The organism is Pseudomonas sp. 14P_5.3_Bac1 (genome assembly GCF_025466135.1).
In the GTDB taxonomy this organism is placed as follows: domain Bacteria; phylum Pseudomonadota; class Gammaproteobacteria; order Pseudomonadales; family Pseudomonadaceae; genus Aquipseudomonas.
The window spans coordinates 75,861-94,529 of the sequence record NZ_JANLOF010000012.1 but is presented as its reverse complement, the minus strand read 5'-3'; the positions used below and the strand labels follow the sequence as shown (position 1 = coordinate 94,529).

The window sequence follows — 18,669 nt, the reverse complement described above, 5'->3', positions numbered from 1 at the left end:
TGCCCCACCACTCGGCACCTCGCTTAGGCTCGGTGTGCCCTCACGCAGGCATTACTCCGCGGGCCGCCGCGACGGGCCGTCCCTGCCCCGTCGCGGCTAAACCGGCGTCCTGCCGGTTTACCCGCTCCGTACTACCTGCGTTCGGCCAGCGTGGTTTAACGGGGCGCCTAAGATCAAGATCAAAAGCAAAAGCACGGCGGCCTGGTAGCCGACCTGAGTGGTTAGATCAAAAGCGGAAGCGAGGCGGCCTTACAGCCGACCTGGTCCTTGAAGCTGAACCCATTCAAATGTGGGAGCTGGCTTGCCTGCGATGGCATCAACCCGGTGTACCTGCTGGACCGAGGTGTCTGCATCGCAGGCAACCCAGCTCCCACAGAAAAGCCAAGCAGTGCGGGGCTGGCGGCTGAACTCGGTCAACTTGTGGGAGCGGGCTTGCTCGCGAAGGCGGTGGGTCAGTCAGCCCATGTGTCACTGACACACCGCCTTCGCGAGCAAGCCCGCTCCCACAGTTGGTTCTCGGTGCTTCAGGTTGAAGGGGTGTTACTCAGCTTTTACTTCTGCCACTCACGCCATGCTCTGCCTTTAACGCTGATCTCACGCGTCCCGTTACACCACGCCAGCCGTCATGACCGCAGCGATGTGTATGTCTCCACATCCACGTTTAAACATTCCTCACCTCTGGTTACAATTGCCGCCCTCTCCCACTCTCCCAAGGAACCGCCATGTCCGGGCTTGAATTGTTCGCCGCCGCCCTGGGGGTGATCGCTGTCTGGCTGACGGTCAAACAAAACCCTTGGTGCTGGCCTATAGGCCTGGTCATGGTGTTGCTCTACACCTGGGTGTTCTTCGACGTAAAACTCTATTCCGACATGCTCCTGCAAGTGGTCTACGCCGCCCTGCAACTTTACGGCTGGTGGCAGTGGACCCGCGCCGGCGAGGTCAAGCAAGGCCGCCAGGTCAGCAGCCTCGGCGTACCCGCGATCATGAGCAGCCTGGCCATCGGCGCTGTCTTCAGCCTGTTGCTCGGCGCGGCCATGGCCCACTGGACCGACGCCGCCCAGCCGTGGCTCGACGCCGCCCTCACCGGCTTCAGCCTGGTGGCGCAAATGTGGATGGCGCAAAAACGCGTGCAATGCTGGCCGCTGTGGATCGCCGTGGACGTGATCTTCGTCGGCCTGTTCCTGTACAAAGGCCTGTACCTCACCGCCGCGCTTTACGCCCTGTTCACCGCGATCGCCGTGCAAGGCTGGCGTGAATGGCGCAGCGATCCGGCGTTGCACGCATGAAAGTGGTGGTACTGGCAGGCCCCGAATCCAGCGGTAAAAGCTGGCTGGCGGCTGAACTGCATGCACACTTTGGCGGGCTGATGGTTGGCGAATACGTGCGGTATTTCATCGACCATCATCAACGCGACACCACCCTGGCGGACATTCCGGCGATTGCCCGCGGCCAACTGGCCTGGGAAGACGCGGCCCGCGCCGAACAGCCCAACCTGCTGGTGCTCGATACTCACCTGTTGACCAACAAACTGTGGAGCCAGACGCTGTTCGGCGACTACCCCGCCTGGCTGGACGACGAACTCCTGGCCCGGCAGTACGACCTGCACCTGTTGTTGTCCCCCGAGGACGTGGAATGGACCGCCGACGGCCAGCGCTGCCAACCGGAACTGGCTGATCGTCGGGCGTTTTTCCAGGCCAGCCTGGCGTGGATCGAACAGCACCAGCAGCCCGCCGTAATCATTGGCGGCCATTGGCAAGCGCGGCGTGCCAAGGCATTTGAAGCGGTGGCGCAGCTGCTGGCGTAAGGCCCAGTCCTGATTACCGACCATCGGGTCAACGCAGTCCATTTCCTTCGGCGCCAGTCAATCTTCTAAAGGAGATTGGCCTATGAACATGCGCATTGTTGCCCGCCTGATTAACTTGCCGGAAAACCGTGGCGTTCGCGTCACCGCGGCAAAGCATCCTGTCCTGCTGGTGCGTGTCGGCGACCGGGTGCGCGCCTTCCAGGCCGAGTGCCCGCACGCCGGCGCACCGCTGGAGGAAGGCGTGATCTGTAACGGGCGGATCATTTGCCCCTGGCACAAAGCCGCGTTTGCCGTGGACAGCGGCGCCGTGATCGAACCTCCGGCGCTGGTCGGGCTCAAGCAATACCCGGTGCAGGTGCACGATGGCGTGGTCAGTGTTGGCGACGAGCCCATGGCAGCCGAAGCCGCGCCGGCGCGGGATGAACAACGCTGCTTTGCGGTCATCGGCGCTGGCGCGGCAGGCACTGCCGCCGTGGCGACGTTGCATCAGCAAGGCTTCAGCGGGCGATTGCTGTGGATCGACCGTGAACAGGCTCCCGCCTACGACCGCACCGCCCTGAGCAAATTCGTGATCGCAGGCCAGATGACGCCCGAAGACACGCCGCCACTGCTGGATAAGCAGCCCATCGGCATTCACGGCGAAGTTCAGCGCCTGGACGCCAATGCCAAACGCATCGAACTCGCCGACGGTCGTCACTTTGACTATGACGCGGCACTGGTCGCCACCGGGGGCGAAGCGCAACCGCTGGACATCCCCGGCGCGGTATTGAGCCAAGTGTTTGTGCTGCGCAGCCGCGAGGATGCGGCGCGTATCGACGAAGCAGCGCAGTCGGCAGCGTGCGCGGTGATTGTCGGCGACAGCTTTATCGGCCTGGAAGCCGCGTCCGCCTTGCGCCAACGTGGCCTGGTGGTGCAGGTGGTCAGCCGCCATGACATTCCTCTCGCCGCGCAATTGGGCAAGCGTATCGGTGCGGCCATTCGCCAATTGCACGAAGACAACGGCGTGATCTTCCACTGCAACACCGAGCCCGAACGCTTCGACGGTCACGGCGCAGTGAGTACCGTGCTGCTTAAAAACGGCAAGCGCCTGGCGGCAGACCTGGTCGTGATGGGCGTTGGCGTCACACCCGCCACCGGCTTTATCCACGGTGTCGACAAAGCCGAGGACCAGTCGCTGAACGCAGACACTCATTTACAGGTGGCGACCGGGTTATGGGCGGCCGGCGACAACGTGACCTTTGCCTGGCGTCAGCAGCCAACACGCATCGAGCACTGGCGTGTGGCCCAGCAACTGGCCGTACTGGCCGCGCGCAATATGCTCGGCGATACGCAGGTGTACGCCGACGTGCCCTTCTTCTGGACCTACCACTTCGGCAAAACCTTTGAAGTGCTCGGCCACCCGCAGCATTGGAATCGCCTGCACGTGGAGGGTGAGGTGAATCGTCACGACTTCATTGCCTTGCTGTGCCGGGATGATCACGTGGAAGCCGTGATTGCCTGCGAACATCAGCAAGCCATGGCGCGCCTGTCACAACGCATGCAGCACCCTTTGGGCAAGGCCGAGGCCTTGGCCATTATTCGCGCCGATTAGCGCTTTTTGCGGGTGCTCAATTGAATCCACGTCGGCGCATGGTCGCTGGCGTGCGGCTCGTTGCGCACCCAGGCGTCCACGCCGGCGTCTTTGAGGTAAGGCTTGAGCGCGGGATTGAGCAGCAGGTGATCGATACGCAGCCCGGAATTGGTCTGCCAGTGCTGACGGAAGTAATCCCAGAAGGTGTAGACGCGCTCTTCGGGGTACAGATGACGCAGCGAATCGGTCCAACCCTGCTCCAGCAGACGCTGATAACACGCGCGGCTTTCGGGTTGCAGCAAAGCGTCCTTGAGCCAGGAGCGCGGGTTGTAGATGTCCACGTCGGTGGGCACCACGTTGAAATCCCCGGCCAGCAGCACCGGATGTTCGCTGGCTTGCAGCGCCTGGGCATAGGCGATCAGCCGTTCGAACCAGGCCAGCTTGTAGTCGAATTTCGGCCCTGGCTGCGGGTTGCCATTGGGCAGATACAGGCAGCCAACCAACACGCCATGCACCGCAGCTTCCAGGTAACGGCTTTGCGTGTCGCTGTCATCGCCCGGCAAACCGCGCCGGCTCGCCAGCGGCTGGGCATCGCGCGCCAAAATGGCGACGCCGTTCCACGAGGCCTGGCCCAGGCAAATCGCACCGTAGCCGGCCGCTTCGAAGTCGGCATAGGGAAACAGGCTTTCCGGCGCCTTGAGCTCTTGCAGGCAGACAATATCCGGCTGCTCGCGCTCAAGCCACTGCAGCAGGTTGGGCAGACGGGCACGGATGCCGTTGATATTGAAGGTGGCGATTTTCAGCGCTTTCATCGGTCCGGTCCTTTCAGGGCTCTTGGGATAGAGCCTGAAAGCCGCGCGGATGTTCAATCCAAACCACGCTCCAGGTTGGCATTCACGCGCAGCAATAACGCCAGCAGCGTCGCTTCTTCTTCAGCGCTGAAGCCCTGCAGCGGCACGCATGCATTCACGCACCGCGTCGGTCAGGGTGATCAAGCAGCTGCTGCGCCATGCTCGACTGCTCGGCAGCAGTGCAGGCCTATGAAAACCACATGTTCGAGCGTGTGATGCCGGCCGCCAGAGACAGCGCCGAAGGCGCCGCCACGCAGTTATCCCATGACAGCCTGGCGCTGTCCCTGGCCCACCTGCATCACCACCTCACGCCTCAGTAGCCCAGGGACAGGCCGGTATTGCGGCGCGGGTCGTTGGCCCCGTAGAAACGGTTGTTGCCCACCGGCTTGCCACCCAGGGACGGCGCGCCCACCAGGATTGCGGCCAGGTGGTTGGCATCCTGAGGCCCGGCAAACTTGTGGCCCCAACTCTCGAGGATTTTCTGCGTGTCGGGGCTCACCGCGAAGGTCTCGAGGTTGGTGGTCTCAGGCATCCACTGTTGATGGAAACGCGGCGCATCGACGGCTTCCTGGATGTTCATCTTGTAGTCGATGACATTCAGGATGGTCAGCAAGGTCGCGGTGATAATCCGGCTGCCGCCTGGCGTACCGACCACCATCACGGCCTTGCCGTCCTTGGTCACGATGGTCGGGCTCATCGACGACAGCGGCGCCTTGCCAGGTGCGATGGCGTTGGCTTCGCCCTGGACCAGGCCGTACATGTTCGGCACGCCGACCTTGACGGTGAAGTCGTCCATTTCATCGTTGAGGATCACCCCGGTCTTGCTCGCCATCACACCGGCACCGAACCAGTCGTTGAGGGTGTAGGTCACCGACACCGCGTTGCCCCACTTGTCGACGATGGAATAGTGCGTGGTGTTGTTGCCTTCATGCGGCGACACGCCCGGCTTGATCGCCTGGGAATCCCCGGCTTTCTGCGGTTCGATGGCAGCGCGCAGCTTGGCGGCGTAGTCCTTGTCCAGCAGGTGGGCAATCGGGTTCTTCACGAAGTCCGGGTCGCCGAGGTAACTGTTGCGGTCCACGTAGGCGTGGCGCATCGCTTCGATCTGGTAGTGCAGGCCTTGGGCCGAGTGATAGCCCAGGTCAGCCATCGGGTAGCCTTCGAGAATGTTCATGATCTGGCAGATCACCACGCCGCCCGAGCTCGGTGGCGGCGCCGACACCACGTGGTAGCCACGGTAATCGCACTCGATGGGCGCCAGTTCACGGGTCTTGTACTTGTCGAGGTCGGCCTGGGTGATGATGCCCTTGCCGGCCTGGCTGGAATCCACCAGGGCCTTGGCGACCCAACCTTTATAGAAGCCGTCGGTGCCCTTGGCGGAGATTTCCTTGAGGGTCTTGGCCAGGTCTTTCTGCACCAGTTTCTGGCCGACCTGCAGCGGTTGGCCGTTGTGCAGGAAGATCCCGCGCAGGTCTTTGTCTTTCTCGAACTCGCCGGTGGCGGTGTGCAGCAGGTCGATATCGCCCTGCTCCAGTTCGAAGCCGTTTTCCGCCAGTTTGATCGCCGGGGCAATCACTTGGGCGCGCTTTAGAGTGCCGTACTTGCTCAGCGCGGTTTCCATGCCGGACACGGTGCCAGGCACGCCGACCGCCAGGTGGCCCTTGGCGCTGAGGCCTTCGACGACCTTGCCGTCTTTGTCCAGGTACATGTCGGCGGTGGCCGCCAGGGGGGCTTTTTCGCGGAAGTCGAGGAAGGTCTTGCGCCCATCCGCCAGTTGCACGGTCATGAAGCCGCCGCCACCGAGGTTACCCGCCGCCGGGTACACCACCGCCAGCGCATAGCCCACGGCCACGGCCGCATCGACTGCGTTGCCGCCAGCCTTGAGCACATCCACCCCCACATGAGTGGCCAAATGCTGGGCGGTGACTACCATGCCGTTTTCACCGCCCACCGGGGCCTGGGAAGCGGCGTGCACACCGCTGACCGTCAGCACCAGAGCGGTGGCGATTAAGGTGCGGCTGAAGGGTTGGTATTTCATCCATGGCTACTCTAGTTATTGGGACGCACCAAAATAGCCCGACTCGGATCCAATCCCCAGCGCAATGGCGTTTTTATTACAGAACTTGTCGGTCACAGAACGGCCGCGAAAAAGCCCATGCTATATTTCGCGCCCAGACTGGCTGCAAGGCGCGTTGAGATGGTGATCAAGAAGACCGGTATTCGGGCTCAGCAGGCCGACCAGACACGCGCGCGCATCTTGCAGGCGGCGGTCAAGGTGTTCACCCGTGACGGTTATTCCGGCGGGCGCGTCGACACCATTTCCAAGGAAGCCGACTCCAACGACCGCATGCTTTATTACTATTTCGGCAGCAAGGAACACCTGTTCATCTGCGTGCTGGAACACATCTACGAGCAGTTCAACCAGGCCGAAAGCAAACTCAAACTCAACCTGGAGGCGCCCGTGCAGGCGCTGCAGGACCTGGTGGCGTTTATCTGGAATTACTACGTCAAGCACCCCGAGTTTGTGGCGATTCTGAGCATCGAGAATCTGCACCAAGGCAAACACGCTCAACAGTCCGGGGAGATGCGCCGATTGTCGGGCGAAGCGGTTGGCGTGTTGAAACCGATCATTGAGGCCGGCCAGGCCCAGGGTGTGTTTCGCCAGGACATCGACCTCAAGCACGTGTACTTGATGATCGCTTCGCTGTGCTATTTCTATAACTCCAACCGCCATACCCTCAGTTCGTTTCTGGGTGAAGACCTGGCGGATAAGGGGCAGCAGCAGGATTGGCTGGGGTTTATCACTGATTTGGTGCTGAGGGGCGTCTCCCCAAGCTCACTGTAGAAACCGGCTCTAATCCCTTTGGGAGCTGGCTTGCCTGCGATGGCGATGTGTCAGGTAGTATTTTCGGTGCAGACCCACCGCTATCGCAGGCAAGCCAGCTCCCACATTTGATCTTCACCGGTTTTGGAATATCAGTGGGTGCCCGGGTTGGCCCGCAGGTGCGCGACCTTCTGTTCCAGCCCGGTCCACTGTTCTGCATTCGGCGCAAATTGCCCACGCAAATAGGCGACCAAATCCGCCACCTGCGTATTCGACAAACTGTCCTTGAACCCCGGCATGTACCCCAGATCCTGGGTCGCCGGGTTGCTGATCCCTTGCAGAATCACCTTGATCAAATTGTCCGGTTGATCACTGTGCACATTGGTATTGGTCGCCAGTGACGGGCTGACCCCAAACAGCTTTGGCCCCAGGCCATCGGCGTGACAGGCCTTGCACGACCCTTCAAACACACGCCGACCATTGGGATTGGGCACCGTCGCTGCCGCCACGGTTTGCGCCTCAGCCGTCGCCTCGCCCTTGAGCGACGCCAGGTACACCGCCATCGCGCGAATGTCGGCCTTGGGCAACTTCGCCAACTCACTCACCACCGGGCCCATCGGGCCCGCCGCCACGCCATGGGCGTCGGAATAGCCGGTGCTGAGGTAGGTGAACAATTGATCTTCGGTCCATGGCGTCGGTGCCTTGGACACACCGTTCAGTGCCGGCGCCTCCCAGCCATCGACGCTGCCGCCGGCCAGGAAGGCCTTGCCGCCCTTCTCGGCCCCCATCAAGTTGCGCGGCGAATGGCACGCCGCACAGTGCCCCAGACCATTGACCAGATAATTGCCGCGATTCCATTGCTCGCCGCGCTCCGGTTGCAGCGTGATTTCACCGCGCCGTAGATTCAGCGCATTCCACCCCGCCATCAGCGGCCGGATGTTGAACGGAAAACGCATGGCATTCGTCGTCGGCGCCTGGCTCACTGGCGCTTGCGACATCAGGTAGGCATACAGCGCCTGCATGTCCGCCTCATTGATATTGCGAAACGCCGTATAGGGAAACGCCGGGTACAAATTGCGCCCATCACGGCCAATGCCCTCACGCATCGCCCGCTCGAATGCCGGGTACGACCAGGCACCGATGCCGGTGTTCACATCCGGGGTGATATTGCTGCTGTACAGGGTGCCGAAGGGCGTTTCCATCGCCAACCCACCGGCATTGGTCGCGCCGCCCGGTGCCGTATGGCACACCGCGCAATCGCCCACCGCCGCCAGCAAACGCCCGCGCTCCAGGGTGGCCTCGGACCACGTGCCGGCGCTGGGCGGGGCAATCGGTGCGATCGCGCCGTGAAACGGCCAGGCCGTGGCCATCACGGCGCCCAGCGTCGCAAACAGCGCGCCGAACCACCATTTTTTGCGTTTCTGTGGCGACGTGGCAGGCTCGCCGAGGGTGCCGGCATTCAGCGCTGCCAACACCCGCTCGGGGGTGATCGGCAACTCACGAAAACGAATCCCGGTGGCGTCATAGATCGCATTGGCAATCGCCGCCGCGCTGGGCACCGAGGCCGACTCACCGGCGCCCATCGGCGGCTGGTCCTGGCGCGGCATCATCAGCACGTCGATCTGCGGCACTTCAGGGAAGGTCAGGATCGGGTATCCGCCCCACTCCTTGCTGGCCACCGTCGATTCCTCAAAGGTCACCCGCTCCTTCAACACGCGGCTGGTGGACTGGATCACATTGCCGTGGATCTGATGCTGCACACCCGCCGGGTTGATCATCATCCCCGAGTCATGGCCGATCACCACCCGCGTCACCGACACGTCGCCGGTGTGTTTGTCGACGGCCACATCCGCCACCCAGGCGGCCCACGCCGCGCCAAAACCGGGGAATTTACTGTGGATGTAGCGCGCGTAAGCAAAGCCACGGCCCCGCAACAGATGGTCGTCGTTGGCGGTTTGCATGGGCGCGGTGCGCGGTGACCAGTTGGCGCGTTCGGCGGTGGATTTGACCAGGTCGATGGCGCGCTCGTCCTTGAGGTAGCGCAGGCGGTACTCCACCGGATCGACGCCGGCGGCAAATGCCAGCTCGTCGATATACGATTCGTGGGCAAAGGTATTGGGCAACGCCGACACGCCGCGCATCCACGAGGCGCGCACGATGGGCGCCATGTCGTTGATGGTCACCCGCATGTTGTCGATGTCATACGGCGGGATCGAGGTGCGGTCGCCCATTTCGAACATCGCCGCCACGGGTTCGACGCGGCCGGTCAGCAACAGCGCCAGGGTCGGCGCGCCATTGGAGGGGTAGCTGGTTTCAAAATCGTACGCCGCAATGCTGCCGTCGGCGTTGAGGCCGCCGTCCACGTCCATCAACTGCGCCGTGCCCTTGGGCTCCCACAGGTGTTCCTGTTCGCGGGTCAGTTGCACGCGCACCGGCTTGCCCACCCCGCGCGACAACAGCAACGCATCGGCGCAGACGTCATCGGCGCAATTGCGCCCATAGCAACCGGCGGCTTCCAGTCGAATCACGTCGATCAGCGCTTCATCACAGTCCAGCAACCAGGCCAGGTCGGCGCGCAGCAAATGCGGGTTCTGGCTGCCCGACCATACACGACTGCCTGCGGCCTGATAGTCGGCCACGGCGCAGGACGGGCCGATTGAGCCGTGCATTTGATAGGGCCACAGGTAACTGCGCGGCATCCGCTGGCTGGCACCCGCCAGGGCTGCATCGACATCGCCCTGATCGAGCACCGTGCGGCGTACCCGCGGGTTGTCACGGATCGCCTGCTCGACATCGCTCATGTCCGGCAAGGCGTTATTCCAGGGCTTCCACTGCACCTGCAACTCATGGGCGGCCTTGATCGCCTGCTCTTCGCGCAACGCGACCACGCCCACAAAATCGCGGATCACCACCACCGCAACAATGCCGGGGATATGTGCGATGGACGCCTCATCCACACTCAGCAGGCTATTGCCGACAAAATCCCCGCAGTCCAGACCCGCATACGGCGGGCGCACGACGCGACCGTGCAGCATGCCCGGCACGCGCATGTCGTGCACGTAGGTCAGCTCGCCCGTGGCCTTGCCGGGAATATCCACGCGCGCGGCGCCCTTGCCCACCAGGCGGTAATCCTCGATGGCTTTCAAGGGCGCATCGCCGCTGATACGCAACTGGTCATGCTGGCCGCTGACCAGCTCGCCGTAAGTGGTGGTGCGCCCGTCTGCCGCCTGGATAACGCCCGCTTCGACCTTGAGGCTGGCGGTGCTCACGCCCCAGCGCCCGGCCGCCCGCGCCAGCAAAAAACGTCGTGCTTCGGCGGCAGCGTTGCGCAGCGGGATCGCCGAAATCTGCAAGGTCGCGCTGGCAATCGTCGCGCCCTGGTTCGGCACGCGCTCGGTGTCGCCCAGCACCATGGTGACCTGGTCCATCGTCAGGTCGAGTTCTTCGGCGACGACCTGCGCCAGCGAGGTGCGAATGCCGGTGCCCAGGTCCACATGGCCATTGAACGCATAAACCAGCCCGTCATCGTTGACCGCGATAAACAGCCCCAGCTCTTTGGGTTTCACGGTCGGCGTGCCGCCCTTGGCCACCGGGCCGGAGGGCGGCAGTACATCGTCGACGATCAACAAGACGCCCGTCTTGGTCAGCCACTGGTCACGGGAAAGTGGGCTATCGGTCATGGTCGGCCATCCACGGTCAAGAGGTGAGCAGCACGCAATACGGCGCGCAGGATTTCGATATGGGTGCCGCAGCGGCAGAGGTTGCCCGAGAGTTCGTTGCGGATCTGGGCTTCGCTGGGGTTGGGATTGCGGTCGAGCAAGGCCTTGGCCGTCATGATCATGCCGTTGAGGCAATAGCCGCATTGCGCGGCTTGCTCGTCGATAAACGCTTGCTGCACCGGGTGCGGCGCCTGGCGTGTGCCGAGGCCTTCGAGGGTGACGATCTCACGCCCTGCCGCCCCCGCCAGCGGGAACACACATGAGCGTGCCGCAACACCGTCGATGATCACCGTGCAGGCGCCGCACTCGCCCAGGCCGCAGCCGTACTTGGGGCCGTTGAGTGCCAGGTCATTGCGCAGCACCAGCAACAGCGGCGTGTCCGCCATGGCGCTGACTTCGCGGGTGTGGCCATTGACCTCAAGGGCAACCGTGATGGAGGGACTGATCATTCGCTTCGCCTGTGTCAATTGGTGAAGTAGCTACTACACGAAACAGTCAAAAAAAAGCATCGCGGACCTGGGGTCTCGCGACACACTTGAATCGTGAAGTGGCTACTACATCAACACCGAGCAAAAACGATGCCAAGGGGTTGGGATTATCCTGACGTATGCAGGTTTATGGTGGTTGTGGCGAGCGGGCTTGCCCCGCGTTGGGGCGCGAAGCGGCCCCTCGTCCAGGCGATGGGGTTATTCAGGTAAAGCTCATGGCGGGTTTGGGGGCTGCTGCGCAGCCCAACGCGGGGCAAGCCCGCTCGCCACAACAAGCCCGCTCGCCACGACAAGCCCACTATTCCTGCGGGTCGTCGATCATTTTGCGCAGCAGGAACAACACCGCCACCCGTTCAGCCGGGTTGAGGTTGCTCAGGGTCAGTTCGCTGATCTGCGCGGCGCGCGGCGCGGTTTGCGCGACCAGGTCGGCGCCTGCGGCAGACAGGTCCACCACCACCTTGCGCTTGTCTTGCGGGTCCGGCTCCAGCGTGATCAGTTCCTTGGCCTTGAGCCGCTCGACAATGCCGCGAATGGTCGCCTGGTCAACGGCCGTGGCCTTGACCAGTTCGGTGAGGGAACTTGCACCCTGATCGCGCAGTGCACACAGGGTGACAAACTGCACGGCGGTGAGCTGGGAGTCGCCGACATTCTGCTGAAAGATCGCCAGGTGGCGCTGGTAGGCCTTGCGCAGCAGGTGGCCAACTTGTTCAGAGAAAACGTAGGAATCAGGCACGGCGGGCTCGGTGGGTGATTGGCGATGGGGACGCATGATGGCTGGCTTACCGGATCGACTCAAGTTTCTCATTGAGGAAACACGGTTAGAACTGTGGGAGCGGGCCCGCTCCCACATTGGGATCTTCAGCGGGCCAGAGAGGCTGCCGGGGCGACTACGTCACCGGCGATAACCACCGCCTCGTCATCCAGGTACACATCGCAATGACGCAGCGGAATGTCCATGTGGCACGGCGTCTTGCGCGTGCCGCCCACTTCGGTATTCGGCCCGGTGGAGAACAGGAAGTTGCCATAGAACGCCCGCGCGTCCATGCACATGCCGTCGTTCTTGTCATGCAACCCCATGGCGGTCCACTGCGCTTTTGGCTGCAAGCCCCAGCCAATGTGGGAGATGCCGTACACCTCCGGATCGTTGAAGTACTTCATGTAATCACGCAGGTACTCGGCCTCGAAACCACCGTGGATCCTGGTGATAAAGCCCTTCTCGATCTCCAGCGTGATCTTCTCGCGGGTGTAGGTCTTGAATGGCAGGAGGATGTCGCCGACGTCCAGCACCAGCACGCCCTCGGCGGTTTCCTCGTTGGGCCAGGAGAACAGGAAGCCGCTGGGCCAGTGGTCCCAGCGCCCAGGCTCATCGGCAAAACCGTATTCGGTCACCGACGGGTACTGCCCCAAGGCAGCGCGGAAATCACTGCCGGCGCGGGATTTGACGTGAATCGAACGCGCCTTTTTCAGTAATTGCTCGGCCGCCAGCACACGCACCTTGTCTTCTTCGGTGGGCAGCATGCGCGCCAGCACTTCCGGCGGCTCCACGGCCAGCAGGATGCGCGTGCCGGTCTTGAGGATCTGCTCCTGTTCCGGTGAATGCAGCAGCATCATCGTGTCAACCACCAGGTCGGCGGCTTCCAGCGCACGCTGGGCGGCGATGTTGCCGGTGAGCGCGGTGTCGCCGCAGTAGGCGGTCATGTCATTGCCCATTGCCCGCGGGTGATTGAACGACGGCAGCTCCACCGCATACACCTTGGCCCCCAGGCGCTGCGCCGCCTCCATCGCCGCACGCACGGTGCGTGCGTCGGAGTAATGACTCTTGAGCACGGCGACGCTCTGGGTCGGGTCGGCCTTCGACAGCTTCAGCACGTGTTCAAACATCTGGGTCAGTTCGCAATCGCTTACCGGCATTTTCCTGTCTCCTGTGGGACTGCACCAAGTTCAAGCACTGCGCTTCACTCTAGTGCATTTTTATAGCGTATACGCCAATTAATAACGATAAGACCTGAATTGCAAGCGGACTGCAAGCGGCGCGCCAAAATGTTACCTATCGAAACAAACCCAGCATTTATTGGGAATATCACGTTACGCAGGTTCAACGAGGCCAAAAAATAAATTTGCAGAAGCGGGCTTCCCATTTTAAAAAATGAGCGTATACACTTTAAAAACCTTGCAGGCAGACGCTGCCGACAATCACAAAGAAAGAGGATTACGCCCCATGGGAAGCACTCAAAAAATCGCCATCGTCGGTGCCGGCCTGGGCGGCGCCGCCGCCGCTACCCTGTTGCAGCAGGCCGGTTTTGACGTGGACGTCTACGAGCAGGCGCCGGAGTTTTCCCGGTTGGGCGCGGGGATCCACATGGGGCCCAACATCATGAAAATCTTCCGCCGCATGGGCATCGAAAAGCAGCTGGACCTGATGGGCTCGCACCCAGAGCATTGGTTCAGCCGTTGCGGCGAAACCGGCGACTACCTCTCGCGCATCCCGCTCACCGGCTACGGCGCCTCGTATGTCACCGTGCACCGCGGCGACCTGCATGCCCTGCAGATGTCCACTCTCAAGCCCGGCACCCTGCATTTCAACAAGCGCCTGGAAACCCTCGAAGAAACCGACACCCAGGTGCGCCTGACCTTCGCCGATGGTGAAGTGACCTATGCCGACATCGTGATCGGCGCCGACGGCATCAATTCGAAGATTCGTGAAGAACTGCTCGGCGTGGAAAAACCGCTGTACAGCGGCTGGGTCGCGCACCGCGCGTTGATCCGTGGCGACCAGTTGGCCAAGTACGACCTCACGTTCGAAGACTGCATCAAGTGGTGGACCGAAGACCGCCACATGATGGTGTATTACACCACCGGCAAACGCGACGAGTACTACTACGTCACTGGCGTGCCGCATGCTGAATGGGACTTTCAGGGCGCATTCGTGAACAGTAGCCGCGAAGAGATGTTCGAAGCGTTCAAGGGCTACCACCCCACCGTGCAGGCCCTGATCGAGTCCACCGAAAGCGTGACCAAATGGCCGCTGCGCAATCGCAACCCGCTGCCACTGTGGAGCCGAGGTCGCTTGGTGCTGCTCGGTGACGCCTGCCACCCAATGAAGCCGCACATGGCCCAGGGCGCCGGCATGGCCATCGAAGACGCCGCCATGCTCACCCGTTGCCTGCAGGAAACCGGCATCAGCGATTACCGCACCGCGTTCCAGCTCTACGAAGCCAACCGCAAGGAACGCGCCTCCCGCGTGCAGGCGGTGTCCAACGCCAACACGTGGTTGCGCACCCAGGAAGACCCGGATTGGGTGTACGGCTATGACCTGTACGCGCAGCCACTGAAATCGGGGGTGGCCGCGTGAGCACCTTTCTCTATGGCGGCAACGTCCAGGCCAACGGCATTCGCCAGCACTACCTGCGCTACGGCGGCAACGGCCCGGCGCTGATTTTGATTCCGGGCATCACCAGCCCGGCGATTACCTGGGGGTTTGTGGCCGAACGCCTCGGCGCGCAGTTCGACACGTACGTGCTGGATGTACGCGGGCGCGGCTTGTCGTCCACCGGACCCGAGCTGGACTACAGCGCCGACACCTGCAGCGATGACATTGGCGCATTCGCCGATGCACTGAATCTGGACCGTTACCACCTGGTCGGCCACTCCATGGGCGCGCGCTTTGCCGTGCGCAGTGCGGTCAAGCATCCGCAAGGCGTCAACCGCGTGGTGCTGATCGACCCGCCAGTGTCCGGCCCCGGCCGCCGTGAATACCCGAGCAAATTGCCGTGGTACGTCGATTCGATCCGCCAATCCCTGGTTGGGATGGATGCACAGGCCATGCGCGCCTTCTGCGCCACCTGGACACCCGAGCAACTGCAACTGCGCGCCGAATGGCTGCACACCTGCTTTGAGCCCGCCATCGTGCGCGCCTTCAATGACTTTCACACGGTGGACTTCCATCAGGACCTGCCTCACCTCAAGGCCCCTGCCCTGTTGATGGTGGCCGGGCGCGGCGGCGTGATCCTCGATGAAGACATCGCCGAAATCCAGGACCTGCAACCGGCCATTCAGGTCGTTCGCGTACCCAACGCCGGGCACATGATTCCGTGGGATGACCTCGAGGGTTTCTTCGACGCGCTCGGCGATTTCCTCACCCACTAAGAACGGAGACCACCATGCACAAGCCTTACCGCATCGGCCAGATCGTGCCGAGTTCCAACACCACCATGGAAACCGAGATCCCGGCGATGCTCAACGCGCGCCAGGCGATCCGCCCGGAGCGTTTTACGTTTCACTCCAGCCGCATGCGCATGAAGCAGGTGCGCAAGGAAGAACTGGCGGCAATGGACGGCGAGTCCGACCGCTGCGCCGTCGAGCTGTCCGACGCCAAGGTGGATGTGCTGGGGTACGCCTGCCTGGTGGCGATCATGGCCATGGGCTTGGGTTATCACCGCAAATCCGAGCAGCGCCTGCGCCAAGCCACTGCCGATAACGACGCCAATGCCCCGGTGATCACCAGCGCCGGCGCACTGATCGAAGGCCTCAACGTCATGGGTGCCAAACGCATCGCTATCGTCGCGCCGTACATGAAGCCGCTGACCGAACTGGTGGTGAATTACATCCGCGAAGAAGGCTTTGAGGTGGTGGACTGGCGGGCGCTGGAAATACCCGACAACCTCCAAGTCGCGCGCCACGACCCGGCCAACCTGCCGGCCATCGTCGCGGGCATGAACCTGGAAGGCGTCGATGTGATCGTGCTCTCGGCCTGTGTGCAAATGCAGTCGTTGCCAGTGGTCGCCAAGGTTGAGGCACAAACCGGCAAGCCGGTGCTCACTGCCGCCATCGCCACTACTTACGCGATGCTCAAGGCGCTGGATTTGGAGCCTATCGTGCCCGGTGCCGGCGCCCTGCTCTCCGGCGCTTATTGACTCACCGCGAGCGGGCTTGCTGTGGCGAGCGGGCTTGTCGTGGCGAGCGGGCTTGCCCCGCGTTGGGGCGCGAAGCGGCCCCTCGTCCAGGCAATGGGATTCGTCAGGCAAACCGCATGGCCGGTTTTGGGGCCGCTTCGCAGCCCAACGCGGGGCAAGCCCGCTCGCCACAACGAACCCGCTCGCCACAACACAGAGAATGAGGTGAAAAACAAATGAGCGAACAATCTGCCGACGCCAACTACCAAGGCGTCTGGGGCAACCGCATCGGCTTCGGCAAAAAGGCCGCGCTGCTGATGATCGACTTCATGCAGGGCTACACCACCAAAGGCGCGCCACTGTTCGCACCGGGCGTGGTCACGGCCGTGGCCGAAAGCGTCGAGCTGCTGGCCACTGCGCGCCAGCATGGGATTGCGGTGGTGCACACCAATATCCGCTACCATCGCGGCCATTTCGCCGATGGCGGCATCTGGGTCAAGAAAGCCCCGGTGATGAAAGACATGGTCGAGGGCAACCCACTGGCGGCGTTCTGCGCCGAGGTGCTGCCCCAGGACGATGAAGTGGTGATCACCAAGCAGTACGCCAGCGCGTTTTTCGGCAGCAGCCTGGCCCCGATGCTGCACGCTCAAGGCATCGACACCGTGGTACTGGCCGGCTGCTCCACCAGCGGCTGCATTCGCGCCACGGCGGTGGATGCGGTGCAACACGGGTTTCGCACCATCGTCGTGCGCGAATGCGTCGGCGACCGACACCCGGCGCCCCACGAAGCCAACCTGTTCGACATCGACAGCAAGTATGGCGACGTGGTGAGCAAGCAGGAGGCGATGAGCAAGTTCAGGGAGCAATAACGATTGACCAGGAACCACGACAAAGAGCGTGGTCCGGAAAAAACTGAGGTAGCCGCTTGGAAGGCACTCATCTGTAGAAGCCGATCCCTGTGGGAGCCGGGCTTGCCCGCGATGCAGGCGCTGCGGTGTTTCAGTGACACCGCGTCGATGCCATCGCAGGCAAGCCAGCTCCCACACACCCGGCCCACAGATGGATGACCTCCAGCAGGGAAATCTCAGTCTTCTGACACTGCCTTTGGAAGTCGCTTTTACAGCACTCCGAAGTGCTGGAACAAAAGCGGCTGTATAAAAACCATAAGTCACCGCCAGGAGACACCCCAATGCCCATTGCGAATGCAGCGCCCGCGACCACCGTCGCCGACCCCGTCACCACGCTCTACCACAAGATCACCTGGAAGCTGATTCCGTTTCTGTGTTTCTGCTACCTGGCCGCTTACCTGGACCGCATCAACATCGGCTTCGCCAAACTGCAGATGCTCGACCAGCTGCACTTCAGCGAAACCGCGTTCGGCCTTGGCGCCGGCTTGTTTTTTGTCGGCTACATCATCTTTGAAGTGCCCAGCAACCTGGTGCTGGAACGGGTCGGCGCGAAGATCTGGATCGCGCGCATCATGATCACCTGGGGCCTGCTCTCGGCCTGCACCATGCTGGTCACCTCCACCACGCAGTTCTACATCCTGCGCTTTCTGCTCGGCGCCGCCGAAGCCGGGTTTTTGCCGGGTGTGTTGTATTACCTGACCACCTGGTTTCCGACGCATCGGCGCGGCCGCATCATCGCGCTGTTCATGATCGGCCTGCCGCTGTCCAGCGTGATCGGCGGCCCGTTGTCCGGCTGGATCATGGGCCACTTCGACAACCTGGGCGGCCTGCGCGGCTGGCAATGGCTGTTCCTGATCGAAGCGGTGCCCAGCGTTTTGCTCGGCGTGCTGACCTTCTGGGCGCTGCCCAATACTTTCCAGCAAGCCAAATGGCTGTCGGACGACGAAAAGGCCCTGCTCGAAAGTGAGCTGCGCAAGGACGAAGCCGACGCCACCGGCAGCAAGCACAGCTTCCGCGACGGCTTCTTCAACCTCAAAGTGTGGATGCTCGGCGGTATCGACTTCTCGATCCTGCTCAGCGCCTACGCCATGGGTTTCTGGATGCCGACGTTCATCCGCAACGCCGGGATTACCGACACCTTCCACATCGGCCTGCTGACCGCATTACCCAGCGTGGCGGCGTTGCTCGGCATGCTGCTGATCGGCGCCAGCTCCGACAAACACCGTGAACGTCGCTGGCACATCATCGTGCCGTTTTTCATCGGCGCGGCGGCGATGGCCACCAGCACATTCTTTACCCATAACGTGGTGGCCACGGTGGTGCTGTTCGCCATCGCCTCGGCCGCGATCATCGGCGCCGTGCCGGTGTTTTTCAGCCTGCCGGCAACCTTTCTCAAAGGCACCGCAGCAGCCACCGGCTTTGCCCTCGCCTGCTCGGTGGCGAACATCGCCGGCCTGGTGAGCAACTCGCTGATGGGCGTGGCCATCGACGTCACCGGCAGCAGCGCGGGTGCCTTGTGGTTTTTCGCCGGCTGCCTGATCCTCAGCAGCTTCCTGGTCATCGCCTTGCCGGCGAAACTGGTGAACCGTTAACAACAACAATTTCTGCGGATG

The 18,669-nt window shown here is 62.4% G+C and carries 16 protein-coding genes; 10 read left to right on the top strand and 6 right to left on the bottom strand.

The features are described from left to right. Positions 1–722 precede the first annotated feature (722 nt). From pnuC to NTD89_RS03450, 3 genes are all read left to right on the top strand, one after another. Complete coding sequence (gene pnuC / locus NTD89_RS03460; RefSeq protein WP_262206463.1) at positions 723–1,286, top strand: nicotinamide riboside transporter PnuC; 564 nt, start codon at positions 723–725, stop codon at positions 1,284–1,286. Continuing rightward, the gene (locus NTD89_RS03455; protein ID WP_242197906.1) at positions 1,283–1,804 is read left to right on the top strand and encodes an AAA family ATPase; all 522 of its coding nucleotides are present in this window, start codon (positions 1,283–1,285) and stop codon (positions 1,802–1,804) included. The genes pnuC and NTD89_RS03455 overlap by 4 nt, the downstream gene beginning before the upstream one ends. A gap of 82 nt (positions 1,805–1,886) precedes the next feature. After that, on the top strand, positions 1,887–3,395 hold the full coding sequence (locus NTD89_RS03450) for an FAD-dependent oxidoreductase (protein ID WP_262206462.1): 1,509 nt from the start codon (positions 1,887–1,889) through the stop codon (positions 3,393–3,395). Here NTD89_RS03450 and NTD89_RS03445 read toward each other — a convergent pair. Then, positions 3,392–4,186 (bottom strand): exodeoxyribonuclease III, encoded by a 795-nt coding sequence (locus tag NTD89_RS03445; RefSeq protein WP_262206461.1) that lies wholly within the window; start codon positions 4,184–4,186, stop codon positions 3,392–3,394. The genes NTD89_RS03450 and NTD89_RS03445 overlap by 4 nt on opposite strands. A gap of 197 nt (positions 4,187–4,383) precedes the next feature. On the opposite strand from NTD89_RS03445, the gene NTD89_RS03440 reads away from it, so the two are divergent. After that, positions 4,384–4,545, top strand: coding sequence for a hypothetical protein (locus NTD89_RS03440; RefSeq protein WP_262206460.1), 162 nt, complete (start codon positions 4,384–4,386; stop codon positions 4,543–4,545). Here NTD89_RS03440 and ggt read toward each other — a convergent pair. Continuing rightward, positions 4,539–6,263 carry a gamma-glutamyltransferase gene (ggt, locus tag NTD89_RS03435; RefSeq protein ID WP_262206459.1) on the bottom strand — a complete coding sequence of 575 codons (1,725 nt, stop codon included), beginning with the start codon at positions 6,261–6,263 and terminating at the stop codon, positions 4,539–4,541. The two genes, NTD89_RS03440 and ggt, sit on opposite strands and share 7 nt — an antisense overlap. A gap of 159 nt (positions 6,264–6,422) precedes the next feature. Here ggt and NTD89_RS03430 point away from each other — a divergent pair, with 159 nt between their 5' ends. Then, positions 6,423–7,070 carry a TetR/AcrR family transcriptional regulator gene (locus NTD89_RS03430; protein WP_262206458.1) on the top strand — a complete coding sequence of 216 codons (648 nt, stop codon included), beginning with the start codon at positions 6,423–6,425 and terminating at the stop codon, positions 7,068–7,070. Between the two features lie 131 nt (positions 7,071–7,201). Here NTD89_RS03430 and NTD89_RS03425 read toward each other — a convergent pair whose 3' ends face one another. From NTD89_RS03425 to NTD89_RS03410, 4 genes are all read right to left on the bottom strand, one after another. After that, positions 7,202–10,729: a molybdopterin-dependent oxidoreductase gene (locus NTD89_RS03425; RefSeq protein ID WP_262206457.1), complete on the bottom strand. Its 3,528-nt coding sequence runs from the start codon at positions 10,727–10,729 to the stop codon at positions 7,202–7,204. Then, on the bottom strand, positions 10,726–11,217 hold the full coding sequence (locus NTD89_RS03420; protein ID WP_242197058.1) for a (2Fe-2S)-binding protein: 492 nt from the start codon (positions 11,215–11,217) through the stop codon (positions 10,726–10,728). Before NTD89_RS03420 ends, NTD89_RS03425 begins: the two co-directional genes overlap by 4 nt. A gap of 337 nt (positions 11,218–11,554) precedes the next feature. Then, positions 11,555–11,989: a MarR family winged helix-turn-helix transcriptional regulator gene (locus NTD89_RS03415; RefSeq protein WP_315975600.1), complete on the bottom strand. Its 435-nt coding sequence runs from the start codon at positions 11,987–11,989 to the stop codon at positions 11,555–11,557. A gap of 125 nt (positions 11,990–12,114) precedes the next feature. After that, positions 12,115–13,167, bottom strand: coding sequence for a 2,5-dihydroxypyridine 5,6-dioxygenase (locus NTD89_RS03410; protein ID WP_262206455.1), 1,053 nt, complete (start codon positions 13,165–13,167; stop codon positions 12,115–12,117). A 307-nt stretch (positions 13,168–13,474) separates the two neighbouring features. On the opposite strand from NTD89_RS03410, the gene NTD89_RS03405 reads away from it, so the two are divergent. From NTD89_RS03405 to NTD89_RS03385, 5 genes are all read left to right on the top strand, one after another. Beyond that, positions 13,475–14,608: an FAD-dependent monooxygenase gene (locus NTD89_RS03405; RefSeq protein ID WP_262206454.1), complete on the top strand. Its 1,134-nt coding sequence runs from the start codon at positions 13,475–13,477 to the stop codon at positions 14,606–14,608. Continuing rightward, positions 14,605–15,402 carry an alpha/beta fold hydrolase gene (locus NTD89_RS03400; RefSeq protein ID WP_262206453.1) on the top strand — a complete coding sequence of 266 codons (798 nt, stop codon included), beginning with the start codon at positions 14,605–14,607 and terminating at the stop codon, positions 15,400–15,402. Before NTD89_RS03405 ends, NTD89_RS03400 begins: the two co-directional genes overlap by 4 nt. Positions 15,403–15,416: 14 nt before the next feature. Next, on the top strand, positions 15,417–16,169 hold the full coding sequence (locus NTD89_RS03395) for an Asp/Glu racemase (RefSeq protein ID WP_262206452.1): 753 nt from the start codon (positions 15,417–15,419) through the stop codon (positions 16,167–16,169). A gap of 215 nt (positions 16,170–16,384) precedes the next feature. After that, positions 16,385–17,017 carry an N-carbamoylsarcosine amidohydrolase gene (locus NTD89_RS03390; protein WP_262206451.1) on the top strand — a complete coding sequence of 211 codons (633 nt, stop codon included), beginning with the start codon at positions 16,385–16,387 and terminating at the stop codon, positions 17,015–17,017. 320 nt (positions 17,018–17,337) lie between these two features. Beyond that, positions 17,338–18,648 carry an MFS transporter gene (locus NTD89_RS03385; RefSeq protein WP_145165614.1) on the top strand — a complete coding sequence of 437 codons (1,311 nt, stop codon included), beginning with the start codon at positions 17,338–17,340 and terminating at the stop codon, positions 18,646–18,648. The last annotated feature ends 21 nt before the right edge of the window (positions 18,649–18,669 follow it).

Coding starts and splice junctions, on each gene's coding strand:
- pnuC (WP_262206463.1), top strand. CDS start 723: ATGTCCGGGCTTGAATTGTTCGCCGCCGCCCTGGGGGTGATCGCTGTC.
- NTD89_RS03455 (WP_242197906.1), top strand. CDS start 1,283: ATGAAAGTGGTGGTACTGGCAGGCCCCGAATCCAGCGGTAAAAGCTGG.
- NTD89_RS03450 (WP_262206462.1), top strand. CDS start 1,887: ATGAACATGCGCATTGTTGCCCGCCTGATTAACTTGCCGGAAAACCGT.
- NTD89_RS03445 (WP_262206461.1), bottom strand. CDS start 4,186: ATGAAAGCGCTGAAAATCGCCACCTTCAATATCAACGGCATCCGTGCC.
- NTD89_RS03440 (WP_262206460.1), top strand. CDS start 4,384: ATGCTCGACTGCTCGGCAGCAGTGCAGGCCTATGAAAACCACATGTTC.
- ggt (WP_262206459.1), bottom strand. CDS start 6,263: ATGAAATACCAACCCTTCAGCCGCACCTTAATCGCCACCGCTCTGGTG.
- NTD89_RS03430 (WP_262206458.1), top strand. CDS start 6,423: ATGGTGATCAAGAAGACCGGTATTCGGGCTCAGCAGGCCGACCAGACA.
- NTD89_RS03425 (WP_262206457.1), bottom strand. CDS start 10,729: ATGACCGATAGCCCACTTTCCCGTGACCAGTGGCTGACCAAGACGGGC.
- NTD89_RS03420 (WP_242197058.1), bottom strand. CDS start 11,217: ATGATCAGTCCCTCCATCACGGTTGCCCTTGAGGTCAATGGCCACACC.
- NTD89_RS03410 (WP_262206455.1), bottom strand. CDS start 13,167: ATGCCGGTAAGCGATTGCGAACTGACCCAGATGTTTGAACACGTGCTG.
- NTD89_RS03405 (WP_262206454.1), top strand. CDS start 13,475: ATGGGAAGCACTCAAAAAATCGCCATCGTCGGTGCCGGCCTGGGCGGC.
- NTD89_RS03395 (WP_262206452.1), top strand. CDS start 15,417: ATGCACAAGCCTTACCGCATCGGCCAGATCGTGCCGAGTTCCAACACC.
- NTD89_RS03390 (WP_262206451.1), top strand. CDS start 16,385: ATGAGCGAACAATCTGCCGACGCCAACTACCAAGGCGTCTGGGGCAAC.
- NTD89_RS03385 (WP_145165614.1), top strand. CDS start 17,338: ATGCCCATTGCGAATGCAGCGCCCGCGACCACCGTCGCCGACCCCGTC.